This is a genomic window from Bradyrhizobium sp. 199, from assembly GCF_023073355.1.
Classification (GTDB): domain Bacteria; phylum Pseudomonadota; class Alphaproteobacteria; order Rhizobiales; family Xanthobacteraceae; genus Bradyrhizobium.
This window is the reverse complement of record NZ_JADPJI010000005.1, coordinates 1,093,717-1,111,906: the sequence shown is the minus strand read 5'-3', so window position 1 is coordinate 1,111,906 and position 18,190 is coordinate 1,093,717. Positions and strand designations below refer to the sequence as shown.

The 18,190-nt window shown below is 63.0% G+C and carries 20 protein-coding genes and 1 tRNA gene; 8 read left to right on the top strand and 13 right to left on the bottom strand.

Going from position 1 to position 18,190, the window contains the following annotated elements:
- Nucleotides 1–66 precede the first annotated feature (66 nt).
- The 3 genes from IVB28_RS13815 to IVB28_RS13805 are packed head-to-tail and all read right to left on the bottom strand — an operon-like array spanning nucleotide 67 to nucleotide 2,867.
- A complete protein-coding gene (locus IVB28_RS13815; protein WP_247526863.1) occupies nucleotides 67–1,251 on the bottom strand; it encodes a saccharopine dehydrogenase NADP-binding domain-containing protein in 1,185 nt (394 codons plus the stop codon).
- 9 nt (nucleotides 1,252–1,260) lie between these two features.
- The gene (locus IVB28_RS13810; RefSeq protein WP_247526862.1) at nucleotides 1,261–2,043 is read right to left on the bottom strand and encodes a DUF169 domain-containing protein; all 783 of its coding nucleotides are present in this window, start codon (nucleotides 2,041–2,043) and stop codon (nucleotides 1,261–1,263) included.
- Between the two features lie 56 nt (nucleotides 2,044–2,099).
- Nucleotides 2,100–2,867 carry a YdcF family protein gene (locus tag IVB28_RS13805; RefSeq protein WP_247528535.1) on the bottom strand — a complete coding sequence of 256 codons (768 nt, stop codon included), beginning with the start codon at nucleotides 2,865–2,867 and terminating at the stop codon, nucleotides 2,100–2,102.
- Between the two features lie 167 nt (nucleotides 2,868–3,034).
- On the opposite strand from IVB28_RS13805, the gene IVB28_RS13800 reads away from it, so the two are divergent.
- The 3 genes from IVB28_RS13800 to IVB28_RS13790 all read left to right on the top strand — a co-directional run bounded on the left by IVB28_RS13800 (nucleotide 3,035) and on the right by IVB28_RS13790 (nucleotide 4,917).
- Nucleotides 3,035–3,976: an acetamidase/formamidase family protein gene (locus IVB28_RS13800; protein ID WP_247526861.1), complete on the top strand. Its 942-nt coding sequence runs from the start codon at nucleotides 3,035–3,037 to the stop codon at nucleotides 3,974–3,976.
- Nucleotides 3,977–4,176: 200 nt separating this feature from the next.
- The gene (locus tag IVB28_RS13795; RefSeq protein WP_007603456.1) at nucleotides 4,177–4,374 is read left to right on the top strand and encodes a hypothetical protein; all 198 of its coding nucleotides are present in this window, start codon (nucleotides 4,177–4,179) and stop codon (nucleotides 4,372–4,374) included.
- Between the two features lie 72 nt (nucleotides 4,375–4,446).
- On the top strand, nucleotides 4,447–4,917 hold the full coding sequence (locus tag IVB28_RS13790; protein WP_247526860.1) for a GcrA family cell cycle regulator: 471 nt from the start codon (nucleotides 4,447–4,449) through the stop codon (nucleotides 4,915–4,917).
- A gap of 515 nt (nucleotides 4,918–5,432) precedes the next feature.
- Here IVB28_RS13790 and IVB28_RS13785 read toward each other — a convergent pair.
- Nucleotides 5,433–6,989: a porin gene (locus IVB28_RS13785; protein WP_247526859.1), complete on the bottom strand. Its 1,557-nt coding sequence runs from the start codon at nucleotides 6,987–6,989 to the stop codon at nucleotides 5,433–5,435.
- Between the two features lie 408 nt (nucleotides 6,990–7,397).
- On the opposite strand from IVB28_RS13785, the gene IVB28_RS13780 reads away from it, so the two are divergent.
- Nucleotides 7,398–7,904, top strand: coding sequence for a MarR family transcriptional regulator (locus IVB28_RS13780; protein WP_247526858.1), 507 nt, complete (start codon nucleotides 7,398–7,400; stop codon nucleotides 7,902–7,904).
- Nucleotides 7,905–8,016: 112 nt separating this feature from the next.
- Here the strand turns inward: IVB28_RS13780 and IVB28_RS13775 are convergent, their stop codons facing one another.
- Together IVB28_RS13775 and IVB28_RS13770 are read right to left on the bottom strand one after the other, a co-directional pair.
- Nucleotides 8,017–9,132, bottom strand: coding sequence for an alpha/beta hydrolase (locus IVB28_RS13775; protein ID WP_247526857.1), 1,116 nt, complete (start codon nucleotides 9,130–9,132; stop codon nucleotides 8,017–8,019).
- A 248-nt stretch (nucleotides 9,133–9,380) separates the two neighbouring features.
- Nucleotides 9,381–10,352, bottom strand: coding sequence for an SDR family NAD(P)-dependent oxidoreductase (locus IVB28_RS13770; RefSeq protein WP_247526855.1), 972 nt, complete (start codon nucleotides 10,350–10,352; stop codon nucleotides 9,381–9,383).
- A gap of 19 nt (nucleotides 10,353–10,371) precedes the next feature.
- On the opposite strand from IVB28_RS13770, the gene IVB28_RS13765 reads away from it, so the two are divergent.
- Both IVB28_RS13765 and IVB28_RS13760 read left to right on the top strand, forming a co-directional pair.
- A complete protein-coding gene (locus IVB28_RS13765; RefSeq protein ID WP_247526846.1) occupies nucleotides 10,372–10,584 on the top strand; it encodes a hypothetical protein in 213 nt (70 codons plus the stop codon).
- A 144-nt stretch (nucleotides 10,585–10,728) separates the two neighbouring features.
- Nucleotides 10,729–10,968, top strand: a complete 240-nt coding sequence (locus IVB28_RS13760) for a hypothetical protein (RefSeq protein ID WP_247526845.1) — start codon at nucleotides 10,729–10,731, stop codon at nucleotides 10,966–10,968.
- A 132-nt stretch (nucleotides 10,969–11,100) separates the two neighbouring features.
- On the opposite strand, the gene IVB28_RS13755 is transcribed toward IVB28_RS13760, so the two are convergent.
- On the bottom strand, nucleotides 11,101–12,066 hold the full coding sequence (locus tag IVB28_RS13755) for an alpha/beta fold hydrolase (RefSeq protein WP_247526844.1): 966 nt from the start codon (nucleotides 12,064–12,066) through the stop codon (nucleotides 11,101–11,103).
- Nucleotides 12,067–12,229: 163 nt separating this feature from the next.
- On the opposite strand from IVB28_RS13755, the gene IVB28_RS13750 reads away from it, so the two are divergent.
- Both IVB28_RS13750 and IVB28_RS13745 read left to right on the top strand, forming a co-directional pair.
- Entirely contained in the window at nucleotides 12,230–12,814 is a 585-nt protein-coding gene (locus IVB28_RS13750; protein ID WP_247526840.1) for a TetR/AcrR family transcriptional regulator, read from the top strand.
- A gap of 43 nt (nucleotides 12,815–12,857) precedes the next feature.
- Nucleotides 12,858–13,418 (top strand): hypothetical protein, encoded by a 561-nt coding sequence (locus tag IVB28_RS13745; protein WP_247526839.1) that lies wholly within the window; start codon nucleotides 12,858–12,860, stop codon nucleotides 13,416–13,418.
- Nucleotides 13,419–14,158: 740 nt separating this feature from the next.
- Here IVB28_RS13745 and IVB28_RS13740 read toward each other — a convergent pair.
- The 6 genes from IVB28_RS13740 to plsX all read right to left on the bottom strand — a co-directional run bounded on the left by IVB28_RS13740 (nucleotide 14,159) and on the right by plsX (nucleotide 18,067).
- Nucleotides 14,159–14,527: a hypothetical protein gene (locus IVB28_RS13740; RefSeq protein ID WP_247526838.1), complete on the bottom strand. Its 369-nt coding sequence runs from the start codon at nucleotides 14,525–14,527 to the stop codon at nucleotides 14,159–14,161.
- Between the two features lie 235 nt (nucleotides 14,528–14,762).
- Nucleotides 14,763–14,840: transfer RNA gene (locus IVB28_RS13735), tRNA-Pro, on the bottom strand.
- Between the two features lie 107 nt (nucleotides 14,841–14,947).
- Nucleotides 14,948–15,529, bottom strand: coding sequence for a MerR family transcriptional regulator (locus tag IVB28_RS13730; RefSeq protein WP_247526837.1), 582 nt, complete (start codon nucleotides 15,527–15,529; stop codon nucleotides 14,948–14,950).
- A gap of 24 nt (nucleotides 15,530–15,553) precedes the next feature.
- Nucleotides 15,554–15,895 (bottom strand): integration host factor subunit alpha, encoded by a 342-nt coding sequence (locus IVB28_RS13725; protein WP_018456841.1) that lies wholly within the window; start codon nucleotides 15,893–15,895, stop codon nucleotides 15,554–15,556.
- 133 nt (nucleotides 15,896–16,028) lie between these two features.
- Nucleotides 16,029–17,009, bottom strand: coding sequence for a beta-ketoacyl-ACP synthase III (locus tag IVB28_RS13720; protein ID WP_247526836.1), 981 nt, complete (start codon nucleotides 17,007–17,009; stop codon nucleotides 16,029–16,031).
- The gene (plsX, locus tag IVB28_RS13715) at nucleotides 17,006–18,067 is read right to left on the bottom strand and encodes a phosphate acyltransferase PlsX (protein WP_247526835.1); all 1,062 of its coding nucleotides are present in this window, start codon (nucleotides 18,065–18,067) and stop codon (nucleotides 17,006–17,008) included. The genes IVB28_RS13720 and plsX overlap by 4 nt, the downstream gene beginning before the upstream one ends.
- Between the last annotated feature and the right edge of the window lie 123 nt (nucleotides 18,068–18,190).

The following is an 18,190-nucleotide window of genomic DNA, read 5'->3' as shown; positions in this document are numbered from 1 at the left end:
TGAGCACGCTTCCGCCTTCGCTCGTCGAGCTACGGCGGACAAGGCGCTTTGCCCAGCGTGGGGAAGCTACGCCTGCTGCTCCACCTCAAACGTCAGCCCTGCATTGTCGCGCAGCCGCTTGATCAGCTTGTGCTGCATGGCTGCGCCCGGCGTCCAGAAGCCTGCCGGAACATCCGTGGTGTCGCGCAGCATGCAGATCGCGCATTCGGAGATCATCTTCGAGGTTGAGCCGTAGCCGGGATCGCGGTCGCCGGTGACGCCGGCGCGGACCATGCGGCCGTCGGGTGCGATCGCGACATAGAGCAGATTGAAGAGGCCGTTCTCCCGCTCTTCCTTCGACGGCCCCTCGCCCGGCTTCAGCGCGTTCGGCCCGGTCTTCTCGGCGTTGGCGGCCATCACGCGCTTGGCGTTGGCCTCACCTTTCTCGCCGGGACCGGTCAGAACCATCTCGTCGTAGACGAACTCCTGGCCGTAGGGAAAGCCCATCAGCATGTTGGAGCGGTGGACGTTGCGCGTGTTGATCAGCGCCATCATGAACGGCGCGGCCCAGGATTGCAGATCCTCCTCGAGGATCGCCCTGTTGCCCTTCGGCTGCTTCGGCCCGGTGAAATCAGGCGTCAGCGCAAAATGATCGTTGAGAATGGCGACGAGGCTGAGGTCCTTGGCGACCGCATCGAAGGTCGCTTTCGCACTTGCCGCGGTGCCGCCTGACAGCGTGCCGCGCATGTCGCGCACGCGGCCCTTCACGCGCGGCGCCGGCGCGCCGAAGACCCGCTTGGCCTCTTCCTGCACGAAGAAGGTCCCAAGCTCGAACGGCACGGAATCATAACCGCAGGAGAACACGATGCGCGCGCCGCTCTCTTTCGCTGCCGCCTCGTACTTGTCGATCATCTGCCGCATCCAGATCGGCTCACCGCAGAGATCGAAATAATCCGTGCCGGTGGCAACGCAGGCAGCCAACAGTTCCTCGCCGTAGAGCTGATACGGACCGACCGTCGTGATCACCGACATCGTCTGCTCCGCCATCGCCTTCAGCGAGGCCGCGTCCGACGCATCGGCGACGATCAGCGGCGTATTTCCGGGCGCGCCGATCGCATCGCGTACCGATTTCAGCTTGCCGAGGCTGCGGCCTGCCATCGCCCATTTGAGCGAATTGTCGGTCTTGTATTGCCTGGTCAGATACTCGGCGACGAGCTGGCCGGTAAAACCGGTCGCACCGTAGACGACGATGTCGAATTTCGCAGAGCTCATGCTCGTCCCTTACTTTTTCGCGTAACTCACGCCCATGCCGGCACGGACGTCACTTTGGATGCCATAGGGCGGGATCGGATAGCGCAGGCCGTTCTTGGCCAGCGCCTTCATGCCAAGAACCGCCTTGGCGAGATGCGACGGCTTCAAGGCCATCAGCATCTCCTCGTCCGGCACGCCGCCATAGCGCCGTTCGGCATAGCATGGCAAGGACAGGCTGGGCTCCCCGGTCTTGAGCGCCCGGCCCCAGGAATCGGCGCAGGCTGTTTCGCCGACTACGCCCCATTCGAACTTCTTGTAGCCGGTATATTGCAGCCCATTGATCAGGATGATCATCTGCCCCGGCGTCGCATAGACGAGGCAGATGTCGGGCGGATCGAGCCGGCCGCTCGCGAGCGGACTGACGGCGAGCGCCTGATATTGTCCGAACGGAACCACGTCCAGCGCCTCCTGGCGCTTGCGCGCGTCCTCCGCCGTGCCGTGCCAGACCCCGACATAATTTTCGCCGGCGAGCCATTTCTCGTCTCGCGGCGCAAGGCCGATCACCGCGCGGCACTGCGCGCCGACGAGATCGTCGGCGGTGATGCCGACGGTCCAGCCCAGCCGTGCGGCCATGCTGACGATCTGGTCGGTGGTGTGGATCGCGTTCGGCCGCCGGATTTTCGGGATCGCCTCCATCTCGGCCGCTTGCGCGAACAGCTTCATGCCGATCACGTTCGTCTTCAGCCGCAGCAGGCTGTTGAGATCGGCGACGAGGCCGGCAAGATCGATGCTGTCTGCATCCTGCTGTTGCATGGCTTCCTCCGGACCGGCGATCGCGCGCCGCGTGTTCTTGTTTTGCGATCCTCGTTCTAGTCCTTGGCGGGGCCCGGAAGCAACTCGCCGGTCCTGCCCATCAGGCGGTAGGCCACCAGACCGATCCATTCGCGTACGGCAACTTCGGTTCGCCCCAGCCCGTCCGCGCCCATGTTGGTGAAGGAGAAAAGATCGTCACGTCCGCCCATCCGCCAGTCCACGGGATAGGCCTCAACGTCAAATCCGGCCTTGCGGAAGATTCCCATCGAGCGCGGCATGTGGAAGGCCGACGTCACCAGGAGCCAGCGCTCGCCCGGCTTCGGCGTCACCAGCTGCCTGGTGAAGATCGCATTTTCCCAGGTGTTGCGGGAGCTCCGTTCCAGGATGAGGCGCTCCTTTGAAATGCCCAGGTTTTCCAGGATCGGCGCGGAGTAGTCGGCCTCTCGGGCGTCGGTGGAGACCAGGTTCGCGGTCCCCCCGGTAAACACGATGCGCGCATGGGGATAGCGGCGCGCGAGTTCGGCCGGCGCAAACAGACGATCGGCTGCGTGCGCGACCACCGGCGTGCGGTGCGCCGCCGACAGATCGGTGTCGACCGAGCCGCCGAGCACGATGATGCCGTCGGGCGCCCCGCGCGAGGCCTCCCACGCGGGAAAGCGCGATTCGAGCGGATAGATCAGGAGATTGCCGAGCGGCGAGAACGCCGCCAGCGCCAGCAACACCAGCGTGGTCACGGCAAGCTTGCGGCCGAGCGCTGCAAAGCGCGTCGCCATCAGCACCAGCGACAGGATACCGAGCTCGACCAGAAGGTTGATCGGCAGCAGCGCGGCGCCGAGGGTCTTGGACAGAACGAAAAACAGGGGAGCCTCGCTGGAATGATCTTGCCAGTCCGCGCAGGGCTTGACCTGCCCGGCGATCCTCGGAAATCTTCTTGAAAGAGGATCGATCGCCGGGTCAAGCCCGGCCTGACGAAAGTGATCGGACGCGGCAAATGACCCATCACCACCTGCAATCCAGCACCAAAACCTGCCATTGGGGCTTCTTCGAAGCCGCGCTCAAGCCCGTCCTCACCATCGCGAGCGGCGATGAGGTGACGGTCGACACCATCAGCGGCGGCCCCGACATGCTGCCCGACCGCGACAAGTTTCATATTCCGCCCGAGATGCACGAGGTTCATGCCAACAACGAGCGCATGCTGCCGGGCCACATCCTCACCGGCCCGATCGCGGTCGAAGGCGCCGAGCCGGGTGACGTGCTCGCGGTGGAGATCCTCGACGTTCAGCTCCGGCAGGACTGGGGCTGGAACATGATCAAGCCGCTGTCCGGCACCCTGCCCGACGATTTCCACGAGACGCGCATCCTCAACATCCCGCTCGACCGTACCAGGATGGTCGGCCGCATGCCGTGGGGCCTCGATTTGCCTCTCAAACCGTTCTTCGGCGTGATGGGCGTTTCACCGCCACCGGGCTGGGGCCGCATATCCTCGCTGATCCCGCGCGCCATGGGCGGCAATCTCGACAACAAGGAGCTAGGTGCGGGCGCGACGCTCTATTTGCCGGTATTCGTGCCGGGCGCGATGTTCTCCTGCGGCGACGGCCATGGCGTGCAAGGGGACGGCGAGGTCTGCGTCACCGCGATCGAGACTGCGCTCCAGGGCCGCCTCCGCCTGACGCTGCGCAAGGACCTCAGGTTCGACTATCCCCGCGCCGAGACGGCGACCCACTACATGACCATGGCGATGGACCCCGACCTCGACCAATGCGTGGTGCGCGCGTTGCGCGACATGATCGCATTGCTCGGCGAGAGACGAAACCTGTCGCGCGAGGACGCCTACACGCTGTGCAGCCTGGCGGCCGATCTGCGGGTCACCCAGACCGTCAATGGCGCCAAGGGTATCCATTGCATGATCGAAAAGGCGATCGTGCACGGCTGAGGCCGGACGCCCTTCCCCGGCCTGTTGACGCCACGCCGCCGCCGGTATTCCGCGCGGCGTGCTCAAGCTTGTCTAATTTCCCGTGCGATTCCAACACGCTGAAGGTCAAGCTCAGGCTGCATTTGACTTCCGCCCTCAAACCTAAATAGAGTCTTAATCGTTACTTTTATGTACCTGAGTAAGAGGCTAGCGTTCGGGCCATGGCCACCGAAAAAGCCGAGACTGACCGCATTCCCGTAACCTTGGCGCTCTCGACCATCACCTACCTGGAGAAGTTGGTGAGACAGGGCACCCACGGCACCAGCGTCCCCGGCGTCGCGCGTACCCTGATCGAGGAAGGCATCCGTCTCGCCATCAAGGACGGGCTTTTGTCGATCCGCGACAATGGCAGGACGTGAGCGCGCGCCGAACGTGAAGCGGACGGATCTCGAGAAGCGGATGGCCACATCTGCAACCTGGGACCGTTACACATGCCTGTTCTCTCCCCGACCTGGACCGACGAACGCATCGAGCTTCTGAAGCGGCACTTCGAGGCCGGCCTCTCCTGCCGCGAGATCGCCGCCGACATCGGCGTCAGCCGCAACGCCGTGATCGGCAAGCTGTCTCGCCTCAATCTGACGCGTGGCCGCACTATCGACGACCGCAAGGTTCAGGACAGGCCGACGCGGGCGCCGAGAGCCGTGCCACGGCTCCAATATGAGATGCTCGCCACCCTCTATGGCGAGACAGATGCACCCGTGGGGACAGGTCCGATCGACGACGCCAATCGCTGCTCGCTGCTGGAGCTTGCGGAGAACCGCTGCCGCTGGCCGATCTCGACACCCGGCGCCGAGGATTTCTGTTTTTGCGGCAACTCCGCGCCCGACGGCCAGTCCTATTGCGCCGGCCACAGCCGCCTCGCCTATCGGCCGAACGCGCGGGCCCGCGTGATGCGCGGCTAAATCGTTGCCTGACGGTTTTGGCAGGGCAATCGCATTCGACGTTTTGGCGGCACCTGCGCGCGCGCCTCGTCCTCCGAGACGACCGCTGTGCGGTCTCCTCAGGATGAGGCTAAGCGGCACTTTTGCGGGTGAAATTGCAGTCGCGCACTCCGTCCTCATCCTGAGGGCCGCCGAAGGCGGGCGTCTCGAAGGATAGCCGCAAATGAGGTCCTGCCACGCTTCTCCTAAATGCGATCGCTCCGGACGTTTTTCGCAGCACTCCAAAACGAAAAACCTCCGGCGGGGGCATCACCGGAGGTTTCTGGAGGCTTAGCGTGAAGCTAAGAGCCGCAACTTTCGTATTTGGCTGCTAGCTGTATAGCTTAGTAGCTCATGTAAGTGAATTAATTTGAAGGCTCTTGAATCGCATAGCTCGTCTTCGTCGCTGCACCGGCCGTTGGGATGTGGCAGAGCGCCCGCAAAAAAGCCCCGGCGGTGTCCCGCCGGGGCTGTGTCGCATCGAAGAACCCGAGAGCTTACCAGTTGCGCTGGGCGCGCAGCAGCAGGCTGTAGGTATCCTGGTCCTTCAGCTGGTAGGTCGCCGCCGGCTTGGCAACGCCCGTCAGCGCACCGGTCGTCATCACGCCCGAATACTTCTGATCGAGGTGGCTGTAGGTGAAGTCAGCCGAGAACGTCAGGCCCTTCACGGGCGTCCAGCGGGTGATGACGCCGATCTGGCCGATGTTGAAGTCCGGGTTGCAGGTGCCGGTCAGGGTGGCGAACGCCGCGCTGCCGCAGATCAGGCCCTTCGCCGTGCCGTTGTAATTGACCGCAGCCCACGCGCCGTAGAGCGCCGAGTTCCAGTTCGGGCTCCAGTTATGGGTGAAGGCACCCCGGAAGCCGTAGGTCTTGGTCAGCTCGAGGCCGCCGCCGGGAGCGAACACCGCGTCAGACACGCCGGCAAAGCCGATGCTCTGATAAGCGACGTTCGAGCTGCCGAACATCGAGTAGCTGGTCGCAGCCAGCTCCTGGAAGTTGTAGCGGCTCGCGCCCTCGGTGTAGACGCCCGAGACGTTGATCACGTCGCCTGCGCCGGTCGGGATGTTCTTGATGCCCAACGCGAGCTGAACGGCCCAGCCCCACTTGTCTTCCGGATGACCGGTGGCTTCATTGGCGCCGTAGTAGGCGACATGGTTGTCATGCGCGGCGACCGACGCCTGAAACACGCCCCATGCCTGATCGACGCGAACCATCGCGACGAGATCGGGCGCGCGGCTGCCGCCGAGGTCGTTCGAGCCATACGCACCGCCGAGCACGCCGGTGGCCGACATGCCGGCCGTGTTCCAGATATTGGTCTGGAATACCTGCGTCTGGTCCTGCGCCGAGAACGCAGCCGTGATGCCCTGGCCGAAATCGGCGGTGTAGGTGAACTGCGCCACGCCGTTGGTGGTGCCGCTGCCGCCGACGAGCTGGTCGAAATTGTTGCCGGGATAGTTGATCCAGGGCGCGTCGAACTGCGACACCGCCTTACCCATGGTGAAGCCGGCGAACTGGATGAAGGCGTAGTAGACGCCGAGCGCGCCGCCCGAGATGTTGCCGTCGGTGCCGTTGATGCTGCCGCCGCCCGAACCGGTGAGGCCGGTGCCGGCCGCGTTGAGACCGATCGTGCCGCTATACTGGGTCGCGCCCGTGGCCGAACCCGTCCCGCCGTAATTGCCGGTCGTCCAGGTGAAGACCGCGTCGAAATAGGTGCGGACGACGCCGTACTCGGTCGCGGTGCGCGTGTCGATGTTGAGATCTTCACGAGCGCGCATCGAATAGTAGTTGGTCAGGCGGTTGTTGGCCGCGAACACGCCGTTGTACTGGGCGCTGTAGTTGCCGCCGGCGTTGAGCGCCACTTCGGCACGCACATAGCCGCCGAGCTTGATGCAGGTGTCGGTGCCCGGGATGTAGTAGTAGCCGGCACCATACAGCGAGCAGATCTTGACGTACTCGACTGCCTTGGCCTTGACCGGAAGATCGGCCGCCTGGGCTCCACCGACGGCGATCAAACCCGCCGCGGTGCCGAGCAAAAGGCTCTTCACCATTTTCATTTAAAACCTCCAAGTTGCTCATTTTACGGAGACCGGACCGTGAGGCCCCCCAAGATCCCCGTCTCACAATCCGCTCGGCCGCTTTGCGCTTTCGGACACACCCGCTTTCGACGCGAGGGACGTGAGCGAACCACCTGCAACGGGACGATCGAGTACCCCCCACCGTCGCCGATCAATATGCCTGCGTCGTTCCGTAATCAAAATAGTTTATTAAGTCAGCCTTTTAATTTTGCCGAGCCTGTGCTCGGCGCGCAACACCACAACCCCAGGAGCCAAATTACTGAGCTGATCATCTTTGTAGTTTTAGTGACACAATTACCCTGCTCTGCACTTGCGTCAGAGCAGGCTTGCGTGGACTATGACCTTCCACGAACACCGGCCTGAACAATCAGTCACTGGAGTGACGCTGTGTCCGCGACGAGGAAAGAGGGAGCGCGCCTGCGCTCGATCGGCAATCTGGATATCATCAGGCGCTTCACCTGGGAGATATCGTCGATCAACATGTATCTGGAGGAGCTGCGTCAGTTCTGGGCCAAGACACTCGGCATCAGCGGCCCGCAATGGCTGATCCTGATGGCCATCTCCGACCTCGACAAGGACGACGGCATCCCTGTCAACGTCGTCTCCAAGCTCCTTCACGTGGATCCGTCTTTCGTCACTACCCAGTCCAAGCTGCTCGAGAAGAAGGGCCTGTTGCGGCGTCGCCCTTCGCCCACCGACGCCCGCGTGGTGCGGCTGTCCCTGGCCGACAAGGCGCAGAAGCACATCACAAGCCTCAACGAGCAGTACAAGACGATCCGCGAATTCGTCTTCCAGGAGTTCGACGAGAACGAACTGACCGAATTCACCACCAAGCTCGCGACGCTGAAGAATCGCCTCGAGAAGGCCTGCGTCCGGATCTCCCTCGACTTCTAAAGCCCGATGCGATCAGGACCAATCGCCATCGCACTTGTTGTTTAAGCATGATCTTTTTCGGAAAACCGCTGCGCACTTTTCCGGATCATGCTTCAGCGTCTTGGGGCAGCGCTCAGATCCGCCGAACGGCGGGGCCGAGCCGCGATTCGAGCCAGTCGAAGATGTATTCGTTGGCAAGGCTCGGATTGTCCGCATGGGCCTGCGCCGCGCCGGTCTCGGCCGCAGTGAACACCTTCAACATGACGTTCGAGCTGCCGAGCCGGGAGTTCTGCACGAGCTGGCGCGCCCGGTCGGCCTTGAGCCAGCCGTCCTCGCCGAGCGTAATCAGCACCGGACAGTCGGCGCTCGAGGCCATTAGCGGGGCATGCGGCACCGGCACGATGCTGAGGTCGCTCATCGCGAATCGGCTGGCAAAGAAGGCCCGCTCGTGCAGATCCCACAGGCCGCCGTCGCAGACGGCGGCGGCAAGTCGCGGCTCCTGCAACACGGCCCGCGCCACGAAGGACGAGCCCCAGCCGTCGGCGATGATCCCGACGCGCGCGAAATTGACGTCGCTGCGCGTCTCCAGATAGTCCATGACGCAGGGAATCGCGCTCTCGAGATCCCGGCGCCGCAGCAGCGCATCGATATAATCGTCACGTTGGTCGCCGAACAGGTCGAGTGCCAGCATCGAGAAGCCGCGCTCGCGCGCATGCGGCACGAGCTTGAACAGAAACTCCTCTTTGCGGTGGCCGGGCTCGCCGATGCAGATGACGGTCGGCGCCTGCCCGCTTCCGGACGGCGCTGGGAGGAAGTAGCCCTGCAACGCGTGCCCATCGAGCCAGGGGATCGTCACGACCTCGCCCGCCGGGCTGCGCGCCGAAAGGTAGCGGCGAGCGCATTCCTGCATCGCGAGCACAGCAACCCAGCGGCGCTCGTCGTCCGGCTCGAGCGGCATCGCCGCCGCACCATAGTAGTTCAAGGCGCGCAGCCAGTTGCGCTGGGCGCTCGCCATGTGGCCTTCCGCGAAGGCGGCCTCGGCGCGCTGCCGATTGGCCTGCGCCAGCCGCTTCCACTCGCGATGCCAGGAGCGGTCGTCGCCCCGCTTCAGCTGCCGCGCGATCATCAGGCATTCGGCGATCGTGGCCCCGCCCTCCTGGGCCGCGATCAGCAGCCGCGTAAATTCAGCGGAGATGTCCTCTCGCTCCGGGCACAGGATCAAGTCGTCGGAGAGGCATGCGGGTATCATCGTGAGCTACGCTCTATCATCGCTTACACCAGACTGACTAAACCATTTCGGTTTCCCAACCAAGCAGCCGTGCGGCCAATGAGAGCTGTTCGAGATCACCATCGCTTGAACAAACGTCACGTCATGCGTGACATTCCATTTGGTCATGGAGAGGACGCGCATTGGCAACAGGTGGCACGCAAAATTGCTCGGGCATGTCTTGCTATGATGATCATCATAGCTATATCCGCGCCCGCCCGGGGACGGCCTCAACCAAGCCGCCAGCCGACCTCCTGGGTAAAACTTTCGTAGAAGGCGCGGTCATAGGCCTGCTCGGGCGTCGCGCGCACGCGGGCGTCGAGTTTCTGGGCGTCGTCGCCGACGAGGATGCGCCAGCGCTCCGCCTTGACCCCGTCGAGAATGATCTTCGCGGCCTCTGCCGCCGTCGTCGGCGCGTCCTCGAGGAAGCTGCGGGCGCGCTCGGCGAACGCCGCCTGGATGTCCTCGTCCGACATCTTGTCAGCATCGGGCACGCCGGCCGCGACCATGCGCTTGCGGGTCAGCGCGACCTCGTCGGCATTGAGCCGCACCGAGCCGTCTGCGCTCTGCACCTTGCGCGAATTGGAGACGATCGAGGTGCCGATGTGACCGGGCATCACCACCGAGCATTTGACATGCGGCGCGTGCAGGCGGAGGTCGTTGATCAGCGCTTCGGTAAATCCCTTCACCGCGAACTTGGCCGAGCTGTAGGCGGTGTGGGCCTGGCCCATGCCGATCGAGGCCCAGAAGCCGTTGACGCTCGCGGTGTTGACGATGTGGGCCTCGTCCGCCGCGACCAGCATCGGCAGGAAGGTGCGCACGCCGAGATAGACGCCGCCCCAGCAGATGTTGAAGGTGCGCTCCCACTGCTCGCGCGTGTTGGTGAACAGGCTGCCGCCGCCGCCGATGCCGGCATTGTTGAACAACAGATGGATCTTGTCGGTGTTCTGCTGCTCGGCGAGTTCATCGCGAAAACGCTTCAGATGATCCTCGATCGCGACGTCGGCGACATGCGTCGTGACGCGCAGGCCTTGCGGCAGCTTCTCGGCTTCGCAGAGCCGCCTGGTCTCGGCCATGGCGGCCTCCGAGACGTCGCACATCGCGACGTTGCAGCCCTCGGCCACGAGCTGCCGTGCGAGTTCGCGCCCCATTCCCGTGCCGCCGCCGGTGATGACCGCGATCTTTCCTGCAAAATCCTTCATTGGATTTCGGTCCCTCCTCTTGTCGGTATGTTTCTTCGTCACAGCGCCGTTCGCCGGGCTCGCGCGAAATGTAGCAGCGCTGCATCCGCAGGTAAAAGCGGCGTTTGCCCAGTTCGATATCAGTAATTTCGGCGGACGGACTATCGGCCGCTTCGACGCGGCCGCCTCGCTGCACCGGGCTCGCAATCGGGCATTCGGCCGGTTCCCGTATTCGTCCGGCTTCGGTTTATAAGCAATTTTTTACAATCCGAATCGTCAAATTGAGTCCGGACGCTGGGTTGAGTCGGCCAGGCCAGCGTGTCGTTTGCGTGTCACAGGCTCTGGCACTCCGCTTGCATCCTCTTCGTGGTCTGAAACTACCGATGAGGTTACAGGAATGTTCGTGACCGTCGTTGCCGTGCTGTGCCGGCTTAGCGCAGCTAACTCAGGCAGTTGCATCGAGGAAATCGTGACCGACAGCAACATGATGCCCGAGATGTCGATGATGCAGTGCGCCGTCGGCGCGCAGGCACCGCTGGCGAAATGGATGGGCGAGCATCCGATCTATCACGCCAATTGGCGGCTCGATCGGTACAAATGCGTGCCCGGCCATTACGAGATCAAGGGCCACGCCTAAGGTCCCGCAAAACTACTGATCCGAAGACGACCGATCGAGGAAACGCCCCGGAGGCCGCCTCCGACGGGCCGCAGCGTCGCCAGTCCGATGAGACGGCGCGCTCCGTGACAACGATCACGCACGCCTCTCCGATCACGCCACCGCCCGCAATATGATCGCCCGCGCGCGCCGTCCCTCCGGCGTCGGCATCAGCGCATAATTGTGCGGCTGGTCACGCAGCAGATGCAGCTCCACCGGCACCCCCACCGCCCTCGCCCGCGCCGCGAGGTCGACGCTATCGGGATAGAGCAGATCGCGCGTGCCCGAGAAAATCGTCATCGGCGCCAGCGCGCGGAAGGCGCCGTTGAGCGGGCTGACGAAGGGATGGCCGACATCGAGTTCGCCGGCATAGAGCCGCCCTGCCTCGACGATTCCAGGAATATCCTGGATCGGATCGCGCGTTGCGATCTCGACCTGCTCCGGACGGCTGACCGACGCATCGGCCGCGGGCGAGATCAGCACCAGCCGGTTCGGCTGGCGGTGGCCACGATCGCGCAGCCATTGGCACGCAGCGAGCGCAAGCCCCGCGCCCGCGGAATTGCCCACAACCGTGACCTTCCCGGCGCCAGCGTCTTCCAGCAGCATCCGGAGCAGCTCGGCCGTCTTCGGTACGACATCCTTGGCCGTCGCGCGCGGTGCCAGCGGATAGATGGGCACGACGCACGAGACGCGCGCCTTGCGCGTCATCTCGCCGATGAAGCGCCAATGCGCCGGCGCGATCTCGTTGATGTAGCCGCCGCCGTGCAGGAACATGACGTAATTGCAGCCCTCATGGCCCGAGGACGGCGCGGTGTAATACACGGGCCAGCCGCCCATCCGGGTCAGGATCGCCTCAACACCGCGACCGAGTCCGATCGGCTCGAACGAGGCGGGCTGCAAGGCAAGCTTCTGCACATGCGCCTGCACGGCTTCGGCGGAGGCGAGTTGCTGCTTATACGGAAGCTGTCGCAGCAGCAGATTGAAGGCGCGGCTTTGCAGGCTCGGCGCGGAGTCGCGGCTCCGCGGTCCGCAGATGTCAGGACAAAACTGCAGGGCCGACACAAGCCTTGCGACGCTCATGGTCAGTTCTCCACCTGACTCGCTATCCATATGGCGACAAGGAGGCTTGCCAAAAGGCCGCCACCGGCGGATATAATGCGAGCATTCGCTCGCTTTTCCTACTCGCATTCGGATCGTAACGCCCATGGCGCGCGTGCCGCCGACAAAGCCCCGGAAAAATGCCTTGCAGGCGCGATCACGCGCCACCGTGGACGCGCTGCTGGAGGCGACTGCTCGCATTCTGGTCCGCGAGGGCTTTGAGAAGACCAGCACCAACCGCATCGCCGAAATCGCCGGCGTCAGCGTCGGCTCGCTCTATCAATATTTTCCCAGCAAGGAGGCGCTCGTCGCCGCCGTGATCGAGCGTCACAACGATGAGATTATGAAGGTCGTCCGCGCCGCCTTCGTCGAGGTGACGGACATGCCGATCGAGAAGGCGGTGCGCCGGCTCGTCACGGTCGCGATCGAGGCTCACCACATCGACCCCGACCTGCACCGCATCCTCGCCGAGCAGATCCCGCGCATCGGCCAGCTCAAGGACGTCGAAGCGTCAAACCGCGAAGTCCACGCCCTCGTGCGCGCCTATCTCGAACGCCACCGCAAGGAAATGCGCAAGATCGACCCTGATATCGCGACCTTCATCTGCGTCAGCGCGATCGAAGCGGTGGCGCACAACACGGTGCTGAACGGGGCGGAGATGCTGACGGAGAAGATGGTGAAGGTGCTGGTGGACGAGACGACACGGTTGGTGGTGGGGTATTTGAGGTAGTGCACAAACGACCCGTCCGCTAAATCAGCGCCTTCGCTGATCATTGATCGAAGATGCCAAGGTCGCGGCCACGCGACTTGCAGCCGTTGCAGAGGGAATGCTCAAGAGCGTATCCAAGTCCGAACAAGATACGGGAGTGGAATTCAGACTAATCCAGGGCCGGCTCACGTGGACTGCTGCATTAGCCATTCCCCAGGGAGCGGCCAGCAAGTTGCCGGCGCATGCGATGATCCGCTCTTCCGGAACTCATATTGTTGACTCTCTTCAATTCAAAAGGCTTCTGTTAAGAGCCGGCCTTCTCGGCATTTTCGATCCGGGCCTGCAATTCTTGCCTGAAGAGATCACGCAAACGTTTCTCCACTTGCATAATCTCCTTAACAACAATCTCGACATCAGCAGCCACGATCTCCTTACCGCGCATAATGGGAAGTTGATGCTTCAGGTCGTCACTCAGGTAGACCGTATTTGTGTCTGTATGAGTGTACCAGAGTCCATGGACAAATCGATTTCTTTTCCGGTTGACGATCTCAAAAGCCTTGAGAGCGTCATTAAAAGCGCGCGCGCTTCGCATTTCGGAACGTCCTCTCCAACAGTGCGCGGATAATATCCAATCTTGCCTTCTCGCTTGCCACCGACCGGAAGATTTGCCTCGCCACACCAGAGTCTTCCGATCCGATCAGAATCCCCAGGATATCGATCAGATGCTCCTCAGCATGCGCAAATCGAACGACTAATGTGCCCAGAGCCACAGCAATATTTTCGTCCGTCATGTCCCACACGTAACGGCCTCCCTGAGAAGGGATACTTTTCCATTGGGCGGGCCCATACCGTTTTATGGTTTTAGTCTGTTTGGGCATCCGAAGTCTCTGATAGATAGTGCGTTAGCAGCGCACTTGAGCCTTGGCACCTTCACCGAGTGTGCAGGTCTCGACAAATGATGTTTGATTGACTCGCGTTTTGTGCCGGTGGGAGCGAACCTCCAGCCTACGACAACTCTGTCAAATCAATCGCAACCGAAGGATGAGAGCAAGCTGGGATGTCGGTGGATTGGCAATTGCGCGCCCTTGCACTGCCCGACTCAGTCGCCCTCCTTCGCTGCGCAATTTTCGCGCTTGGCGGATGCCGAGGCCAGATGGCCTCGAATGGTTCTACTTGCCCACGAACGGGCCGTGGTATCCAGTTTTCGCGCTGAGTTGCTGACCTTCCGCGGGCAGCCGCTCCACAAGATACTTCCTCCAGTTGCGGTGACAGTGCACTTATTTCGATTGTGCGGCTTGTCGCGCAGCAATTGCAGCTCCACCGGCGCAAGCTGGTTTATGGAAGCTCCCCATAGCACGTGTGCTTCTAGGGAAGCCGGCGCTCCCTGAGTTCCCGAATCTGCCGCCCGATCGCGATCGCCCTCTCCTGCCCCCACAATTGGTCGTATTGAGCGACTTCATGCCTTCCGAGATCTTCCGTCGTCGCCCCTTGGACGATCTGTTCTCTATTCTTCTGGCTGCAGAAATGAGCGACGAGTCCGGCAATCTTCCGCTGCTCGTCCAGAGTTTGGTTGGATAGTCGCGCCAAGCTCTCACGCCACAGACAATCCTCGCGCGCGATCTCGTCACGAAGAACCTGGATGAGCTGATCAGTTTCTTGATCTTTCCGCCCATCACCGGCCAAAGTGGCCGAGGCGGTCAGCGCGAACGCGCAGAGCAGAGCGATCCGGAGCATCCGCAACCCCATAGGCTGACAATGCCGCATGATGCCCCTACTGCGTCGGATGGGTCAAATAGATTCGGAAAAACGAAATAAAACCAACAACATCGTTACTGTGCATGGGGTTGTTTTCGACATTTTGGCCTGCGGATCATCCAGGGGTCACCGCGATTGATCACCGCGCGCGTCCCCGGCAGGGAGCGCGTCCCACGCCGACATTCAATCCACCAACAGTTGCTTTGAGAAAAATTGGTCGGAGCGAGAGGATTTGAACCTCCGACCCCTAGTCTCCCAGACTAGTGCGCTAACCGGGCTGCGCCACGCTCCGAACGTCGTTCCATTAGCTAGGATCGGCGCGATGCGCAAGGCGAGCGACACCATTTTGGTGTCTCTGCCCGAGCCAGGGAACTGACCGTCAAGCCGGCGAGAGAGCCTTCAGCCGTCGCTCAGCGCCTGATCCAGCATTTCCCGGCAGGCGACGAGGTCGGCGAGCGCCCGTCCGAGGCGTTCGCGGTCCAGCGCGCTGGGGCCGGCCGGTGCGGCGGGGGTGCCGCCCTTGCGGAAGGTGGTGAGGATGTCCTCGTCGTCGATCTCGGTGAAGCGGAAGTCGATGCCTTCCTCCTCATCGCCCTGGTAGTCGTCATTGTCGGCGTCAGTAACGCCCTTGATGGGCGCCTCCTCGTCCTCGGGCTCCCTCAGGCTCGCGCCGATGGCATCCTCGATCGCACCGAAGGAGACCGCGGCCGCGCTGTCGGCGAGGCCCTGCACCGATTTGACGCCGTGCTCTTTCAGGATCCGTTGCACCCCGCGGATGGTGTAGCCCTCGCTGTAGAGCAGGCGGCGGATGCCCTTGAGCAGATCGACGTCGTCGGGGCGGTAATAGCGGCGGCCGCCGCTGCGCTTCATCGGCTTGATCTGGGAGAAGCGGGTCTCCCAGAACCGCAGCACATGCTGCGGAATGTCGAGCTCGTGCGCTACTTCGCTGATGGTTCGGAACGCATCCGGCGCCTTGTCCAAATGCCAAATCCTTCGCGAAAGGCGTTACGCCTCGGGTTGAGCCTTGCTGGCATCGCCATTGGTGCGGTGCTGGGCGTTGATCCGCTGCTTCAGGATCGCCGACGGCTTGAACACCATGACGCGGCGCGGCGAGATCGGCACCTCGGTGCCGGTCTTCGGGTTGCGGCCGATGCGCTGGCCCTTCTTGCGGACCATGAAGGACCCGAATGAAGAGAGTTTCACCGTCTCGCCCTTCTCCAGGCAGTCGGTGATCTCCTTCAGCACGAGTTCCACGAAGGCGGACGATTCCGTGCGCGACAGGCCCACCTTTTGGTAGACGGCTTCGCACAGATCGACACGCGTTACGGTTTTGCTTTGATCGGTCATCGCCCTGCCCCACATCACGGCGAACAATTGTTGTCTGAAATTATGAGGTTACGATACGGCGGTCAACAGCGCTCATCAATGCAGGCGCATCGATAATCGGCGCTGATTCGGTAAATTTTTATCGACTGTGGCTCTACCAGCGCACGAGCGCGGAGCCCCAGGTGAAGCCGCCGCCCATCGCTTCCAGCAGAATCATATCGCCCTTCTTGATCCGGCCGTCCTTGCGCGCCACCGAGAGAGCCAGCGGAATCGAGGCGGCCGAGGTGTTGCCGTGACGGTCCACCGTCAGCACAACCTTCTCCGGCGCGATATGGAGCTTGTGCGCGGACGCATCGATGATTCGCTTGTTGGCCTGGTGCGGCACGAACCAGTCGATGCTGTCCGCATTGAGCCCGGAGGCCTTGAAGGCGTCGACGATGACGTCGGTGATCATGCCGACCGCATGCTTGAAGACCTCGCGGCCCTCCATGCGCAGATGGCCGACGGTCTGGGTCGAGGACGGGCCGCCATCGACGAACAGCTTTGCCTTGTGGCGGCCGTCGGAGCGCAAATGCGTGGTGACGACGCCGCGGTCGGTCGCCGCATTGCCCGGCTGCTCCTGCGCCTCGAGCACCACCGCGCCGGCACCGTCGCCGAACAGCACGCAGGTGCCGCGGTCGTTCCAGTCGAGGATGCGCGAGAAGGTCTCGGCGCCGATCACCAGCGCGCGCTTGAAGGCGCCGGTGCGCAGGAAATTGTCGGCGGTGGCGAGCGCGAACACGAAGCCCGAGCACACCGCCTGCAGGTCGAAGGCCGCGCCGTGATTGATGCCGAGCGCGTTCTGCACGGCGACGGCGGTGGCGGGAAAGGTGTTGTCCGGCGTCGAGGTCGCCAGCACGATGAGGTCGATCGACTGCGCGTCCAGGCCGGCATCGCTGAGCGCGGCCTGCGCCGCCTTGATCGCCAGATGAGACGTGAACTCGCCCTCGGCCGCAATGTGCCGCTCGCGAATGCCGGTGCGCTGAACGATCCACTCGTCCGAGGTATCGATACGCGCCGCCAATTGGGCGTTGGTCACCACCTGCTCCGGCAGATAGGAGCCGCAGCCGAGCACGACCGAACGAATTTGAGTCACGAAACAGCCTCCTGCGCGGCCTGCACGGAATTGAGTGCACCACCCTCGCGGTTGAGCATCTGATTGATCTTGTTCAGGAGATCGTAGTGAGCCATCTCATAGCCAACATCGATCGCATAGGCAAAGCCTTCGGCGCCGGTTCCGCCGTGGCTCTTCACCACCAATCCGTTCAGACCCAGGAACACGCCGCCATTGGACTTGTTCGGGTCCATCTTGTCGCGCAGGGCCTGGAAGGCGCCGCGCGCAAAGAGATAGCCGAGCTTGGACAGCCAGGTCCGCTTCATCTCGTCGCGGAGCAATTCGGCCATCTGCCGGGCGGTTCCCTCGGCGGCCTTCAGCGCGATGTTGCCGCTGTAACCTTCGGTCACGATGACGTCGGCCAGTCCCTTGCCGATACCGTCCCCTTCGACGAAGCCGATATAGTCGAGCTCCGGCAGGTTTCTGGCACGCAGGATTTCCCCGGCCTCGCGGATTTCCTCGTGCCCCTTGATCTCTTCGGTTCCGATATTGAGGAGTCCGACCGTGGGCCGCTTCTTGTCGAACAGCACGCTCGTCATCGCCGCGCCCATCAGTGCGAGCGCCACCAGATGGTGCGCGTCGCCGCCGATGGTGGCGCCAAGGTCGAGCACGGCTGACTCGCCGCGCTTCGTCGGCCATAACCCCGCAATCGCCGGGCGGTCGATCCCCTTCAGCGTGCGCAAATGGAAGCGCGACATCGCCATCAGCGCGCCGGTGTTTCCGGCGGAGACTGCGACATCGGCATCCCCCTTCTTCACCGCGTCGATGGCAAGCCACATCGAGGACGTCCTGCGGCCGCGCCGCAGCGCCTGGCTCGGCTTGTCCGAACCACTGACGGCAACCTCGGTATGGATGATCTTCGCGGCGGCCTTGAGCTCAGGATACCGGTCGAGCTCGGGCTCGATCCTGGCGCGGTCGCCGACCAGCAGGAATTCGGTGTCGCGATGCCTGCCAAGTGAGATGGCGGCGCCCGGAATGACCACGGCGGCGCCGGCGTCGCCCCCCATGGCGTCAAGCGCAATGCGAACCTTGCTTGGCATAAAAGTCCTGGAAAACCTGGTCTGGTGCGGTCTTGAACGAGCGGGGCCGCAGAATGGGTTCGCCATGGACATGGCGACCGGTCAGGCGCCACGCCGCGCCCGGACCGGGGCGCGACAATAGCG